Raw genomic sequence first — 13418 nt, 5'->3', positions numbered from 1 at the left:
CATACCGGTGTTGCGATACTGGATGGGTCCAGTCGCCAGGAGGAGCCCATGCCCATCGCCACCCCCGAGGTCTACGCCGAGATGCTGGGACGTGCCAAGGAGAACTCGTACGCCTTCCCGGCCATCAACTGCACCTCCTCCGAGACGGTCAACGCCGCGATCAAGGGCTTCGCCGACGCCGGCAGCGACGGCATCATCCAGTTCTCCACGGGCGGTGCGGAATTCGCCTCCGGGTTGGGGGTCAAGGACATGGTGACCGGCGCGGTGGCGCTGGCCGAGTTCACCCGCGTCGTGGCGGCCAAGTACCCGATCAACGTCGCGCTGCACACCGACCACTGCCCCAAGGACAAGCTGGACAGCTACGTGCGGCCGCTGCTCGCGATATCGGCCGAACGGGTGGCCGCGGGTCAGGACCCGCTGTTTCAGTCGCACATGTGGGACGGCTCGGCCGTGCCGATCGACGAGAACCTGGTCATCGCGCAGGAACTGCTCAAGGAGGCCGCGGCCGCGAAGATCATCCTGGAGATCGAGATCGGCGTGGTGGGCGGCGAGGAGGACGGCGTCGCCCACGAGATCAACGACAAGCTGTACACCACGCCGGACGACTTCGAGAAGACCATCGACGCCCTGGGCCACGGCGAGCACGGCAAGTACCTGCTGGCCGCGACGTTCGGCAATGTGCACGGCGTCTACAAGCCGGGCAACGTCAAGCTGCGCCCCGACATTTTGGCGCAAGGGCAGCAGGTCGCCGCGGCCAAGCTCGGGTTGCCCGACGGCGCCAAGCCCTTCGACTTCGTCTTCCACGGCGGGTCGGGCTCGCTCAAGTCCGAGATCGAGGAGTCGCTGCGCTACGGCGTGGTGAAGATGAACGTCGACACCGACACCCAGTACGCGTTCACCCGCCCGATCGCCGGCCACATGTTCAGCAACTACGACGGCGTGCTGAAGGTCGACGGCGAGGTGGGCGCCAAGAAGGTCTACGACCCGCGCAGCTACCTCAAGAAGGGCGAGGCCTCGATGACCGAGCGCGTGGTGGAGGCCTGCGACGACCTGCACTGCGCCGGAAAGTCCGTGGGCTCGAGCTAGCCCGCCGGCCTCGCGAGTGTGAAGCTAGCCCGCCGGCCTCGCGAGTGTGAAGCTAGCCGCACACTCGGCGGGTACGAACGGGGCTAGCCGCTGGGGGACTGGCAGATCTTCCACTGCTCGTCGCGGTACTGCAGGTCCAGGCTGCGGGTCGACCGCAGCGAGGGCTCATACGCCATGAACGTGGTGACGTTGGCCTCGGCGTGCTGGCCGTTGACCACCACCTGGTCGATGCTGGCGATCACCGGATACTGCTTGGCCGCCGAGACCCGGCGGTAGGTCTCGTCCCACGAGTGCTCGTCGTAGTCCGCGTACCCGTCGCGGGTGGTGCCGCAGGTGATGGTGCGCAGCGTGGTCAGGTCGCCCTTTTGAATCGCGGTGTCGAAGCTCTGGATCGTGGTCCGAACCCGGTCTTCCTGCGACACCTTTGTGTGTTTGCCGCGGGTGAGCAGCACCGTGCCCAGGATCGCGATCGCGGCCAGGGCCAGCACGATCAGGACCAGCGCCAGCACCCAGCCCCAGTTGAACTGCCGGGACGTGCGGAGCCTTCCCCCCAGCCGGGGCGGGATCGATTGCGGCACAGCCGGTTTGGCGGGCTGACCGAACTGTGCCGTCTGGCCTTCCGGCGGTGTGTGGAACACCTCGGTGGCGGGCTCCGGGGTGGTGGCGATCACCGTGGTCTCTTTCGCGTCGAAACCTGGCGCGGTGAAGCGGCGCTCGCGCTGCTGGCCGTCCGCGTCCTCCTGGGGATCCGCCGGGTTGCCGCCGGAATCGGGTCTGATCACCACGGTCTCGGTCTCGGAGTCGCTCGGTACCAGCGGGACGCTCTCGGTCGCGTCCTCGCCTGATTGCGCGGCCCATTCGTGCCCGGGCGGATTCGGCGCGCCGCCGCGGTCGGGCTCGGGTGGCTGGGGCATGAGTACGGCTGTCCTCCGCTATCGGGTGGGGTAGTTGGAGAGCTTAGCGACCCGCCCCCCTCGATGGGGCGATGGTCGAGGTCCGCCACCCCGGTGAAACGGGGCAGCTGCAGAATAGGAGCCATGACACCGCCGCGAGACCTTCTGGGACCTGACCCGACGCTGCTGCCGGGCGATCCCGACGCCGAGGCGGAACTGCTCGCCGGCGAGAAGGCCGGGATCGTCGCCGCCGCGCACCCGTCGGCGTCGGTGGCCTGGGCGGCACTGGCGGAGCAGGCGCTGGCCGACGACCAGGCCATCACCGCCTATGCGTACGCCCGGACCGGCTATCACCGCGGCCTGGACCAGCTGCGGCGCAACGGCTGGAAGGGTTTCGGTCCGGTCCCGTATGCGCACGAGGCGAACCGCGGCTTCCTGCGGTGCGTGGCGGCGCTGGCGCGGGCCGCCGACACGATCGGCGAGCCCGACGAGTACCTGCGCTGCCTGGACCTGCTCGACGATTGCGACCCCGAGGCGCGCCCGGCGCTGGGCCTCTAGAAGGTTTCCGAACACCCCGCGTCGCCCGGGGTGTCGATCTGGACGGTCGCGTGCTGCAGCCCGCGGGCCGACAGCACCGCACGCGCGTCGTGGAGCACCCGGGTGGAGTCGCCGGTGCTTCGCAAGTGCGCGGTGCACATGTCCTTGCCGGGCGACAGCGTCCAGACGTGCAGGTCGTGCACCTCGCACACGCCGTCGACGGCGCCCAGCGCCGAGCGCAGCTCCTCCACGTCGATGTGGGTCGGCGACGATTCGGAGAGGATCCGCAACGCGTCGCGGGCCAGCGAGATCGCCCGCGGCAGCACCCACAGCGCGACCAGCACGGCGACCACCACGTCGGCATACGGCCAGCGCGTCGTCACGGTCACCACACCGGCGATCAGCACGCCCAGGCTGCCGACGCTGTCGGCGACCACCTCCATGTAGGCGCCCTTGACGGCCAGGCTCTGCCCCGAGTGCGACCGCAGGAGCAGCGCGACCACCAGGTTGGCGAGCAGCCCGGCCAGTGCGACCACGATCATCGGCACCCCGGGGACCGACGGGGTTTCCCTGAGCCGCTGGAGGGCTTCCCAGAGGATGAACAGCGCGACCCCCATCAGCAGCCCCGCGTTGGCGACCGCCGTGAACACCTCGGCCCGGTGCCAGCCGTACGTGCGCGACGGTGACGAGCTGCCCCGCCGGGCCAGCGTCACGGCGGCCAGGCCCATGAAGACGGCGACGACGTCGGTCAGCATGTGGCCCGCGTCGGCCAGCAGCGCGATCGAGTTGATCAGCAACGAGGTGGTCAACTCGATGACGAAAAACGCCGCCAGAATTGCGGCGGCGGCGATCATGCGGGGAATCAACCGGGACCCGTCGGTCTCGGCGGGACTGTGATTGTGACCGGCGCCCATGCCGTGCAATATATGCGGATCCACGCATATATGGCAAGTGTCAGAACCAGCGGCTCCAGAAGCGGGTCAGCGCGTTGCCCGCCGACACCAGCCACGTCGGCACGCCGGAGAACTCGAACAGCCAGAGCACCATCTGAAAGAACCAATGGCTGGCGGCCAGGAGCAGGAACAGCAGAATGAAAAAGCCGTACTGCTTGGCCGGCGCCACCGCGCGCTGCGTCTCCGGACTCAGGTGCGGCTCCAGGGCGTCGTAGCCGTCCAGGCCCGGGATGGGCAGCAGGTTGAGCACCACCGCGGTCAGCTGCAGAAAGCCCAGGAACGCCACCCCCGCCCACAGCACCTGGTGGAAGGGGTCGTAAAACAATCGCGTCAGCGCCAGCAGCAGCACCGCCAGCACCAGATTGGCGGCCGGCCCCGCGAGGCTGACCAGGCTGCGCCGGCTCGGCGGCATGAACCAGGTCCGCACGTACACCGCGGCGCCCGGCAGGCCGATCCCGCCCAGCGCGATGACCACCACCGGCAGCAGGAGCGACAGCGCGGGATGGCTGTAGCGCCGCGGATCCAGCGTCAGGTACCCGCGCACGGCTGCGTCGTGGTCGCCGAATCGCCAGGCGGTCACGGCGTGGCCGAATTCGTGCAGGCACAGCGACACCAACCAGCCGGCGATCACGAAGGTGAACACCCCGAAATACGCCAGCGGCCGCACAGTGCTGCCGGCCAGCCAGGCCAGCACGCCGCCGGCCGCCGTCAGGCCGACGAGGGCCAGGAAGATGGGGCTGGGTCGGACCGATTCGCGCCGGGCGGGCAGGCTCACCGGTCGAAACTAGCGGACCGCCAGCCGGCCGTTGCGTTCGGTGATCATCGCGCCCGCCCGGTTCGCGGCCAACAACGCGCCAGCCGCGGTCGCGACGCGAATCACGTTGAGCCGATACCACCTCCCGATGAGCGCGTCCCGTTCGGCCGGTGGAGGTTGCGTATCGGCGAACATCACCCGGAGATTCACCGTCCGGATCAGGTAGCCGCTGATGGCCATACCGGCAAGCGAGCAACTCGCCGTCAGCGCCAGCCAGCACCTGGCGCCTTCGATTTCCCAACCCGTGCTCACGGCCGCGGCAGTCGCTGCCAACGTGATGGGCGCGACGGGGGCGTAGTAACGCAGCGGGCTGCCGGGCGCGAGGACCGATGGTGAGCCCCGCCCGGAACCAGGGGCTGTGTCCCGCCGCTCGGCGGCGAGCCGCTCCGGGATCTTGACGACCGCTTCGTAGATGTTGCCGAACAGCCAGTGCGCGTTGCCGAGCTGGGCCAGATCCAGCAGCCGGGCAGTTCTTTTGAGCCGGCGGCTTGTTGTTGCCATCGGGTTCCCCTTCATTGACCAGAGATCTCACGACATTGACATCCCGCAGGCCCGAAACGTGACCGGGCGCCGAAAACTAGCGGACCGCCAGCCAGCCTTCGACGTTGCGGTAGAACGTCGACCGGCGCGCCGGGCGGGGCGCGAGCACGCCGTCGCGCACCACGGTGACGCCGGTGCTCCCCAGCTGGACGGCGCGGCCGGGGACCCAGCGGCGCCAGCCCGTCGCCACGCGGGCGCGCAGGCCCGGGACGGCCAGCGTCGGCTCGACGTCGACGGCGGGGGCGTCACCGTCGAACAACACGGTGTCGTCGACGACGGCCTCGCCGCGCAGGCGGCGACCCTCGGCCGGCAGCCAGCCGGCCCGCCCGACGATCACCGACCCGGTCTCGTCGCGGACCAGGGTCACGCGCCGCGCGGCCCCCCGCCGGGCGCGCCGCGCCGCGCGCCGCCCGACGGGCAGGCGGTAGATCCGGGTCGCGTGGGTGCGGCGGCGCGGCAGGTAGGCCACCTCGATGTCGAGCCGGCCGGCGCGCAGCAGCCCGGTCAGCACGGCGGCCAGGTCGGCGTCGGCGCCCACCACGACGACCCGCCGGTAGGGGCCGATCGCGGCATCGATGTCGGCCGAGTGAACCGGCACGCCGGTCAGCGGCCGCGGTACGCGCCGATCGCCGAACACCAACACCGCTACCGCAGGATCATCTCGCGTCACGGGCCGTCCAAGTGAGCAGTTCCAATATGCTTGTCGTTCAACGTCTCTCGTCCGATGGGCGCCCAGACCGTCTGTGCACGCAACGATCTCACCATAACGGCGCAGTCACAACATGGTTTCGGACTGCGAAAATCGTTGCGCCACCGCCTGGTAACAACCGGATACTTTACTCCTGCCACGGTGTCAGCCCACGGGTGGCTGGAGAACGGAGAGCTGCCATTCGCCGACTCATCGCCGTCTTCTCAACCGCGCGAACCGCGCTGCTCGTGTCGGTTACCGGCTCCGCGCGCCGACATTGCTGACGAATCAACTCCGCCGTGTCGGTGCCGTAGCGTTCTCGGCTGTCCTGCTGTGCGTCGGGCCGGCGACTGCCTCCGCCGACGAATCGATCGTGATCGACTTGGTGCGGCACGGCCAGTCGCAGGCCAATGCGGCGGGCGTGATCGACACGTCGGTGCCCGGAGCGGTACTCACTGCGCTCGGCCAGCAGCAGGCGCAGAACATCGCCACGGCGCTCGCCGCGAAGGGCTCGGTGGCCGGGATCTTCGCGTCGCAGTTGATCAGGACGCAGCAGACCGCGGCGCCGTTGGCGTCCATGCTGGGAATGAATGTTCAGACATTGCCCGGGCTCAACGAGATCGACGCCGGCGCTTTCAACGGCCTACCCCAGTTCAGCCTCGCGGGGCTGGTCTACCTGCTTGGCCCGGTGGCGTGGCTGCTGGGGCTGCGCATCGTGCCGATGCTGGCTCCGGGCTCCACCGACGCCAACGGGTTCGAATTCGACAAACGCTTCAACGGCGCGCTGCAAACGATGTACGGCAATGCGGTGACCGACGCGAGTCGCTTCAACGACTCCCTGCAATTGATGTACGGCAATGCCATGGCCAACCCGGTTCGATCCGTGGGCGGCAGGATCACCGAAGTGGCCGTCTCCAGCGAGTTTGCGATCGGCGTCGGGACGATGATGAGTGTCAAAAACCCCGATCCGCTGCTCTTGCTCTTCGATCCGCTGCCCAACGCCGGCGTGGTCGAGATCCAGGGCAATCCGCACGATGGCTGGACGCTGGTCAGTTGGAACGGAAAGCCGGTGTGGCCGGGTTGGGCGGCCAAGAGGCCCGGTCGTGACAGAAAGGGCTTGTGCCTGATGTTGGACGCACCGACCCAAGGCGGTGTATGTGCGGCCAAACCGCCCGAGGCGTCAAGTGCTCCGCCTGCCGCCGCACGGGGGGAGATGCCGCTCAGCGAGCGGCTGCCCGCGGCGCAGGGCGGATGAGCAGCGACCCTCCCCGACACGAGTCGGGATCAAATGGGACTTGGCACAAGTCCGTCGTTACCAGACGTTTAGGATCGCCACGTGAACGCGCCAAGCAACGACGCGTCCGGCTACGCGCACGGTCCCGTACGGGTTAACCGAGGCGCTGGTGCAGGTCGGCAGCTCGAGCGAACGGGCGATGCCGAAAACCGCGGCGGCGCTGCGAGATACGGCGCCTTGCCAGTAGAGCCACAGTAAGCAGGCGGGAGCAAGTCATGCCGGCAATCGTCCTCATCGGCGCCCAATGGGGTGACGAGGGCAAAGGTAAAGCCACTGACCTGCTCGGTGGACGCGTGCAGTGGGTGGTGCGCTATCAGGGGGGCAACAACGCCGGGCACACCGTCGTCTTGCCCAGCGGCGAGAACTTCGCGCTGCACCTGATCCCGTCGGGAGTGCTGACCCCCGGCGTCACCAACGTCATCGGCAACGGTGTGGTGGTCGACCCCGGCGTGCTGCTCGACGAGCTCAAAGGCCTCGAGGATCGCGGGGTGGACACCACCAAGCTGTTGATCTCGGCCGACGCGCACCTGCTGTTGCCCTACCACGTGGCCATCGACAAGGTCACCGAGCGCTACATGGGCAACAAGAAGATCGGCACCACGGGCCGCGGCATCGGGCCCTGCTACCAGGACAAGATCGCCCGCCAGGGGATCCGGGTCGCCGACGTGCTCGACCCCGACCAGCTGACCCACAAGATCGAGGCCGCGCTGGAACTGAAGAACCAGATCCTGGTCAAGATCTACAACCGCAAGGCCCTGGACCCGCACCAGGTCGTCGAGGCGCTGCTGGAACAGGCGGAGGGGTTCCGCCATCGCATCCGCGATACCCGCCGGCTGCTCAACGCCGCGCTCGAGACCGGCGAGACGGTCCTGCTGGAGGGCTCCCAGGGCACCCTGCTCGACGTCGACCACGGCACGTATCCCTATGTGACGTCGTCGAACCCGACCGCCGGCGGCGCCGCCGTCGGGTCCGGCATCGGGCCCACCCGCATCACCACCGTGCTGGGGATCCTCAAGGCCTACACCACCCGCGTGGGTTCCGGGCCGTTCCCCACCGAGCTGTTCGACGAGAACGGCGAATACCTGTCCAAGACCGGCGGCGAGTTCGGGGTGACCACCGGGCGGCGGCGGCGCTGCGGCTGGTTCGACGCCGTCATCGCCCGCTACGCCACGCGGGTCAACGGCATCACCGACTTCTTCCTGACCAAACTCGACGTGCTCTCCAGCCTGGAAACGGTGCCGATCTGCGTCGGGTATCGCATCAACGGCGAGCGCACCACCGACATGCCGATGACGCAGACCGACCTGGCCCGCGCCGAGCCGATCTACGAGGAGTTGCCGGGTTGGTGGGAGGACATCTCGGACGCCCGCGAATTCGACGACCTGCCCGCCAAGGCGCGTGACTACGTGCTGCGGCTGGAAGAGCTTGCCGGGGCCCATGTTTCGTGCATCGGCGTGGGTCCGGGCCGCGAACAGACGATCGTGCGCCGCGACGTCCTGGCGGCCCGCCCGTGACGGAGCCGGATCCCAAAGAACTCGATCCCGAATACGAACACCACGGCGGCTTTCCCGAATACGGCCCCGCCAGTCCCGGCCCGGGATTCGGCCGGTTCGTCGCGGCCATGCGCCAGCTGCAGGACCTGGCCGTGTCCGCCGATCCCGGCGATGCCCTGTGGGACGACGCGGCCGACCGCGCCGCGGCCCTGGTGCAGCTGCTGGGCCCGTTCCAGGCCGACGAGGGCAAGGCGCCGGCCGGGCGGACGCCAAACCTGCCCGGCATGGGCAGCCTGCTGCTGCCGCCCTGGACGTTGACGAAATACGCGCCGGACGGGGTCGAGATGACGGGCTACTTCAGCCGGTTTCACGTCGGCGGAAATCACGCCGTGCACGGCGGTGTGCTCCCGCTGCTGTTCGACCACATGTTCGGCATGGTGTCGCACGCCGCGGGGCGGCCGATCAGCCGGACGGCCTTCCTGCATGTCGACTACCGCAAGGTCACCCCAATCGACGCGCCGCTGGTCGTGCGCGGCCGCGTCACGAGCACCGAGGGCCGCAAGGCGTTCGTGGGCGCGGAACTGCTCGACGGCGACGGGGCGGTGCTGGCCGAGGCCAACGGGCTGATGGTGCGGTTGCTTCCCGGTCAGCCCTAGCCTGGCGACGATGCGGCGCGGCATGCGCCGTGGAGGAGCCGGGCAGTCAGCCCTAGCCCCCGCGCGACCGACCTATCCTTGAGCGGTGACTGACGGCCCCACCGAAGGACAAGACGACAGGACCACCGCGCTCGCCGTGCCCTCGCAAGCGCCGACCACGGAAGCCGACGCCAGGCCGCGCGTGGTGGTGCTGGGTTCGGGTGAGCTCAGCCGGGAATTGTCGATCGCGCTGGGGCGCCTCGGCGCGCGGGTGATCGTCGTCGGTGAGCGCGCGGACGGTCTGGCCGATGAGTCGCTGGTGGTCGCGATGACCGACGCAGAGGAGCTAACGAACGCGGTGCGGGGGCTGCACGCGGACGTCGTCGTGGCCGCCACCGACGCCGTCGCGCCCCGGGCGCTCGAGGGCCTCGAGGCCGGGGGCACCCAGCTGGTGCCCAGCGCGCGCGCCGTGGGGCTCGCCGCCGACCGGGAGGGCCTGCGCCGGTCGGCCGCCGACGAGCTGGGGCTGCCCACGGCGCCGTTCTGGTTCGTCGGCTCGGTCGGCGAACTCGAGGCGGTCGGGGCCCACGCCGGTTACCCGCTGCTGGTGAAGCCGGTGCACGCGGCCGCCGGACGGGCACAGTCGGTGGCGTCGGGCCCCGACGACATCGCGGCGGCCTGGCTGCGTGCGACGGGAGGCCAGGGGGACCAGCACCGCGTGCTGGCCGAAACCGTGGTGGAGGTCGAGTTTTACGTCACCCTGCTGGCCGTCCGCAGCGAAGGGCCCGGGGGACCGGCGATCGAATTCTGCTCGCCCATCGGCCATCGCGGTGGACATACCGACGCGCTGGAATCGTGGCAACCGCAGCAGATGAGCGCGGCGGCGATGGATGCCGCCAAATCGATTGCGGCGCGGATCGTCAAGGCGCTCGGCGGCCGCGGCGTGTTCGGCGTCGAGTTGATGATCAACGGCGACGAGGTGTACTTCGCCGACGTCACGCCCTTCCCCGCCACCAGCGCGTGGGCGACGGTGCCCAGCCAGCGGCTCTCGGCGTTCGAGCTGCAGGCCCGCACCGTTCTGGGCCTACCGGTGGACACCATGATGATTTCGCCGGGCGCGGCCCACCGGGTCGAGCCCGCCGACGCGCCGGCCGCCGCGCTGGCCCGGGCGCTGAGCGTGCCGGAGAGCGACCTTCGAATCGTCGGTCGCGGATTCCAGGCGTTGGCGACGGCGCCGGAGGTGGCGACGGCGCGCGACCGCGCCCGCGAGGTTGCCAGCCGACTGGCCGCGCGCAAGCCCGCGCACTGAGTTATCCCGCGCCAAGGTGACCTCGTTACGATTCGAGGTCATGAGCACAGAGCGCGCGGGCTACGCCGGAGACATCACCCCCCAGCAGGCATGGGAACTGCTCAGCGAGAACCCCAACGCTGTGCTGGTCGACGTGCGCACCGACGACGAATGGCGGTTCGTCGGGGTGCCCGACCTGTCCAGCCTGGGCCGCGAGGTGGTGTTCATCGAGTGGAACACCTCTGATGGCAGGTACAACGCCAACTTCGCCGACGAACTGCGCGACCGGGTGCCGGAAACCGACGCCGAACGCCCGGTCGTCTTCCTGTGTCGCTCGGGCAACCGCTCCATCGGCGCCGCCGAGGTCGCCACCCGGACCGGCATCACGCCGGCCTACAACGTGCTGGACGGCTTCGAGGGCCACCCGAACGCCCAGGGGCTGCGCGGCGAATCGGGCTGGCGCGCCATCGGATTGCCCTGGAAGCAGCTATGACCCACCCCGCGGGGGATTCCGTCCGGGCCCCCAAGGCGCTGCCCGACGGCGTCAGCCAGGCCACCATCGGCGTGCGGGGCGGGCTGTTGCGCTCCGGGTTCGACGAGACGGCCGAGGCGATGTTCCTGACATCCGGCTACGTCTATGAATCGGCGGCCGTCGCGGAGAAGTCGTTCACCGGCGAGGTGGACCACTTCGTGTACTCGCGGTACGGGAACCCAACCGTGACGATGTTCGAGGAGCGGTTGCGCCTGATCGAGGGCGCCCCCGCGGCGTTCGCCACCGCGAGCGGAATGGCGGCGGTGTTCACCTCGCTGGGCGCGCTGCTGGGCGCCGGGGACCGGCTGGTCGCAGCGCGCAGCCTGTTCGGGTCGTGTTTCGTGGTGTGCAACGAGATCCTGCCGCGCTGGGGCGTCGAGACCGTCTTCGTGGACGGCGACGACCTCGCGCAGTGGGAGGAGGCGCTGTCCGTCCCCACCGCGGCGGTGTTCTTCGAGACGCCGTCGAACCCGATGCAGTCGCTGGTGGACATCGCCGCGGTGGTCGAGCTCGCCCATGCCGCGGGGGCAAAAGTGGTGTTGGACAATGTCTTTGCCACGCCGCTGCTGCAGCAGGGCATTCCCCTCGGGGTTGACGTGGTGGTGTACTCGGGCACCAAGCACATCGACGGTCAGGGCCGGGTGCTGGGCGGCGCCATCCTCGGCGACAAGGAGTACATCGACGGCCCGGTGCAGAAGCTGATGCGACACACCGGACCGGCGCTGAGCGCGTTCAACGCCTGGGTGTTGATGAAAGGCCTTGAGACGCTGGCGATCCGGGTCGAGCACTGCAACTCGTCGGCGCATCGGATCGCGGAGTTTCTGGAGACCCATCCGGCGGTGAGCTGGGTTCGCTACCCGTATCTGCCGTCGCACCCGCAGTACGACCTGGCCAAGCGCCAGATGTCGGGCGGCGGCACGGTGATCACCTTCGCGCTCGACTGCCCCGAAAGCGCCGCCAAGCAACGGGCCTTCGAGGTGCTGGACAAGCTGCGCTTGATCGACATCTCCAACAACCTGGGCGACGCCAAATCCCTTGTCACACACCCCGCCACCACCACCCACCGGGCGATGGGCCCGGAGGGCCGTGCCGCGATCGGCCTGGGCGACGGCGTGGTCCGGATCTCGGTCGGGCTGGAGGGCACCGACGACCTGATCGCCGACATCGACCAGGCTTTGAGCTAGTTGAAGAGCTAACCGGCTTGTTTCTCGGCGGCGTCGATGCGTTCGGCCGCCGCCAGTGTCCCCTCTTGCGCCTGCCGCTCCACCCAGTCCACCACCGGCCGGGCGTACATCATCTGGCTGGTGATGGCCATCTGGCCACGGGTGCGGCCCAGGAAGGAGATCCCCCAGGCGAACATGGCGGCGATGCGGTTGCGGTGGCCGATCAGGTAGTAGAGGTGCAGCAGTAGCCACGCCAACCAGGCGATGAAGCCGCCGAACTCCAGCTTGCCCACCTTCGCGACGGCGCTGTACCGCGAGATCAGGGCCATGCTGCCCTTGTCGAAGTACTTGAAGGGCTTGCGGTTGGCCGGATCGTCGTGGCCCTTCACCGCCTGCTTGATCAGATTGGTGACGTAGTGCGCGCCCTGGATCGCGCCCTGGGCCATGCCCGGTACGCCGGGGACGGACATCAGGTCGCCGACGACGAACACGTACGGATGCCCCTTGACGGTGAGGTCGGGCTCGACGATGACCCGTCCGGCGCGGTCGGTCTCGGTTCCGTCGGACTGCTCGGCGACCATTTTGCCCAGCGCGCTGGCCTGCACGCCCGCAGCCCACACCTTGCACGCGCATTCGATGCGGCGCTCGCTGCCGTCGGCGTCTTTGACGGTGATGCCCATGTAGTCCACCGCGGTCACCATCGCGTTGAGCTGGATCTCGACGTCCATCTTCTGCAGCCGGCGTTGCGCCTTGAGGCCCAGGTTCTCACCCATCGGCGGCAACACCGCGGGCGCCGCGTCGAGCAGGATGACCCGGCATTCGCTGGGCGTGATCGTCCGGAAAGCCCCGGCCAGGGTGCGCTCGGCGAGCTGGACGATCTCGCCGGCCAGCTCCACTCCGGTCGGCCCGGCGCCGACCACCACGAATGTCAGGCGGCGTTGCCGCTCGTCCGGATCGGTGGCGACTTCGGCGGCCTCGAACGCGCCGAGGATGCGGGCCCGCAGCTCGAGGGCGTCGTCGACGCTCTTCATGCCGGGCGCGAACGCGGCGTACTCGTCGTGGCCGAAATAGGACTGCTGCGCGCCGGCGGCCACGATGAGGCTGTCGAAGGGCGTCACCGTCTCCATGCCCATCAGGTGCGACGTCACGGTCTTGGCCGTCAGGTCGATGCCGCTGACCTCGCCCCACAGCACCCGGACGTTCTTCTGGCGGCGCAGGATGAGCCGGGTGGTCGGGGCGATGTCGCCTTCGGACAGGATGCCGGTGGCCACCTGGTAGAGCAGCGGCTGGAACAGGTGAGTGGTCGTCCTCGAGATCAACGTGACGTCAACGTCAGCCCGTTTGAGGGCCTTGGCCGCGTTCAAACCGCCGAATCCGCTTCCGATGATGACGACGTGATGACGCGACATGCTCACCCCTTATTGGCCTCGTCGTTCTGGTCGCACGCTGCTGCCAGCGCATGTCCACCGTACGACTAGGACCCCTCGGACGTCACGGCAAGG

Annotated in this window: 14 protein-coding genes; 8 read left to right on the top strand and 6 right to left on the bottom strand. The window is 69.1% G+C overall.

Annotation, left to right across the window (positions count from 1 at the left end; genetic code table 11):
* Nucleotides 1-48 precede the first annotated feature (48 nt).
* Nucleotides 49-1086 carry a class II fructose-bisphosphate aldolase gene (gene fbaA / locus A5773_RS06915; protein ID WP_067790243.1) on the top strand — a complete coding sequence of 346 codons (1038 nt, stop codon included), beginning with the start codon at nucleotides 49-51 and terminating at the stop codon, nucleotides 1084-1086.
* An 83-nt stretch (nucleotides 1087-1169) separates the two neighbouring features.
* Here fbaA and A5773_RS06910 read toward each other — a convergent pair whose 3' ends face one another.
* Nucleotides 1170-2000 (bottom strand): hypothetical protein, encoded by an 831-nt coding sequence (locus tag A5773_RS06910; RefSeq protein ID WP_067790240.1) that lies wholly within the window; start codon nucleotides 1998-2000, stop codon nucleotides 1170-1172.
* A gap of 123 nt (nucleotides 2001-2123) precedes the next feature.
* Between A5773_RS06910 and A5773_RS06905 the strand changes: the two genes are divergently transcribed.
* Nucleotides 2124-2537 carry a DUF3151 domain-containing protein gene (locus tag A5773_RS06905; protein ID WP_067263832.1) on the top strand — a complete coding sequence of 138 codons (414 nt, stop codon included), beginning with the start codon at nucleotides 2124-2126 and terminating at the stop codon, nucleotides 2535-2537.
* On the opposite strand, the gene A5773_RS06900 is transcribed toward A5773_RS06905, so the two are convergent.
* The 4 genes from A5773_RS06900 to A5773_RS06885 all read right to left on the bottom strand — a co-directional run bounded on the left by A5773_RS06900 (nucleotide 2534) and on the right by A5773_RS06885 (nucleotide 5493).
* On the bottom strand, nucleotides 2534-3430 hold the full coding sequence (locus A5773_RS06900; RefSeq protein ID WP_067263828.1) for a cation diffusion facilitator family transporter: 897 nt from the start codon (nucleotides 3428-3430) through the stop codon (nucleotides 2534-2536). The two genes, A5773_RS06905 and A5773_RS06900, sit on opposite strands and share 4 nt — an antisense overlap.
* Nucleotides 3431-3470: 40 nt before the next feature.
* Nucleotides 3471-4244, bottom strand: a complete 774-nt coding sequence (locus A5773_RS06895; RefSeq protein ID WP_067790237.1) for a site-2 protease family protein — start codon at nucleotides 4242-4244, stop codon at nucleotides 3471-3473.
* Between the two features lie 9 nt (nucleotides 4245-4253).
* Complete coding sequence (locus A5773_RS06890; RefSeq protein WP_066954651.1) at nucleotides 4254-4784, bottom strand: DUF1772 domain-containing protein; 531 nt, start codon at nucleotides 4782-4784, stop codon at nucleotides 4254-4256.
* Nucleotides 4785-4860: 76 nt separating this feature from the next.
* Entirely contained in the window at nucleotides 4861-5493 is a 633-nt protein-coding gene (locus A5773_RS06885; RefSeq protein ID WP_067790234.1) for a peptidase M50, read from the bottom strand.
* Nucleotides 5494-5788: 295 nt separating this feature from the next.
* Between A5773_RS06885 and A5773_RS06880 the strand changes: the two genes are divergently transcribed.
* The 6 genes from A5773_RS06880 (at nucleotide 5789) to A5773_RS06855 (ending at nucleotide 11937) form a co-directional block, all read left to right on the top strand.
* On the top strand, nucleotides 5789-6766 hold the full coding sequence (locus A5773_RS06880; protein WP_066954645.1) for a histidine phosphatase family protein: 978 nt from the start codon (nucleotides 5789-5791) through the stop codon (nucleotides 6764-6766).
* Nucleotides 6767-7020: 254 nt separating this feature from the next.
* Nucleotides 7021-8319, top strand: coding sequence for an adenylosuccinate synthase (locus A5773_RS06875; protein ID WP_066954642.1), 1299 nt, complete (start codon nucleotides 7021-7023; stop codon nucleotides 8317-8319).
* Nucleotides 8316-8954: a PaaI family thioesterase gene (locus A5773_RS06870; protein ID WP_066954639.1), complete on the top strand. Its 639-nt coding sequence runs from the start codon at nucleotides 8316-8318 to the stop codon at nucleotides 8952-8954. Before A5773_RS06875 ends, A5773_RS06870 begins: the two co-directional genes overlap by 4 nt.
* An 85-nt stretch (nucleotides 8955-9039) precedes the next feature.
* Nucleotides 9040-10242: a formate-dependent phosphoribosylglycinamide formyltransferase gene (gene purT, locus A5773_RS06865; RefSeq protein WP_067790231.1), complete on the top strand. Its 1203-nt coding sequence runs from the start codon at nucleotides 9040-9042 to the stop codon at nucleotides 10240-10242.
* A 40-nt stretch (nucleotides 10243-10282) separates the two neighbouring features.
* Nucleotides 10283-10714: a rhodanese-like domain-containing protein gene (locus A5773_RS06860; protein ID WP_067263822.1), complete on the top strand. Its 432-nt coding sequence runs from the start codon at nucleotides 10283-10285 to the stop codon at nucleotides 10712-10714.
* Nucleotides 10711-11937: an O-succinylhomoserine sulfhydrylase gene (locus tag A5773_RS06855; protein ID WP_067790228.1), complete on the top strand. Its 1227-nt coding sequence runs from the start codon at nucleotides 10711-10713 to the stop codon at nucleotides 11935-11937. The genes A5773_RS06860 and A5773_RS06855 overlap by 4 nt, the downstream gene beginning before the upstream one ends.
* 8 nt (nucleotides 11938-11945) lie before the next feature.
* Here the strand turns inward: A5773_RS06855 and A5773_RS06850 are convergent, their stop codons facing one another.
* The gene (locus A5773_RS06850; protein WP_067263815.1) at nucleotides 11946-13325 is read right to left on the bottom strand and encodes an NAD(P)/FAD-dependent oxidoreductase; all 1380 of its coding nucleotides are present in this window, start codon (nucleotides 13323-13325) and stop codon (nucleotides 11946-11948) included.
* Nucleotides 13326-13418 lie beyond the last annotated feature (93 nt).

Origin of the sequence: Mycobacterium sp. 852014-52450_SCH5900713, assembly GCF_001667075.1 — a bacterium.
GTDB lineage: Bacteria > Actinomycetota > Actinomycetes > Mycobacteriales > Mycobacteriaceae > Mycobacterium.
This window is presented reverse-complemented; position numbering and strand designations above follow the sequence as displayed.

What these genes read in the sequence shown, in the direction of transcription:
- A5773_RS06860 (WP_067263822.1), top strand. Translation starts at nt 10,283, where the DNA reads ATGAGCACAGAGCGCGCGGGCTACGCCGGAGACATCACCCCCCAGCAG.
- A5773_RS06890 (WP_066954651.1), bottom strand. Translation starts at nt 4,784, where the DNA reads ATGGCAACAACAAGCCGCCGGCTCAAAAGAACTGCCCGGCTGCTGGAT.
- A5773_RS06905 (WP_067263832.1), top strand. Translation starts at nt 2,124, where the DNA reads ATGACACCGCCGCGAGACCTTCTGGGACCTGACCCGACGCTGCTGCCG.
- A5773_RS06850 (WP_067263815.1), bottom strand. Translation starts at nt 13,325, where the DNA reads ATGTCGCGTCATCACGTCGTCATCATCGGAAGCGGATTCGGCGGTTTG.
- A5773_RS06900 (WP_067263828.1), bottom strand. Translation starts at nt 3,430, where the DNA reads ATGGGCGCCGGTCACAATCACAGTCCCGCCGAGACCGACGGGTCCCGG.
- A5773_RS06855 (WP_067790228.1), top strand. Translation starts at nt 10,711, where the DNA reads ATGACCCACCCCGCGGGGGATTCCGTCCGGGCCCCCAAGGCGCTGCCC.
- A5773_RS06910 (WP_067790240.1), bottom strand. Translation starts at nt 2,000, where the DNA reads ATGCCCCAGCCACCCGAGCCCGACCGCGGCGGCGCGCCGAATCCGCCC.
- A5773_RS06875 (WP_066954642.1), top strand. Translation starts at nt 7,021, where the DNA reads ATGCCGGCAATCGTCCTCATCGGCGCCCAATGGGGTGACGAGGGCAAA.
- fbaA (WP_067790243.1), top strand. Translation starts at nt 49, where the DNA reads ATGCCCATCGCCACCCCCGAGGTCTACGCCGAGATGCTGGGACGTGCC.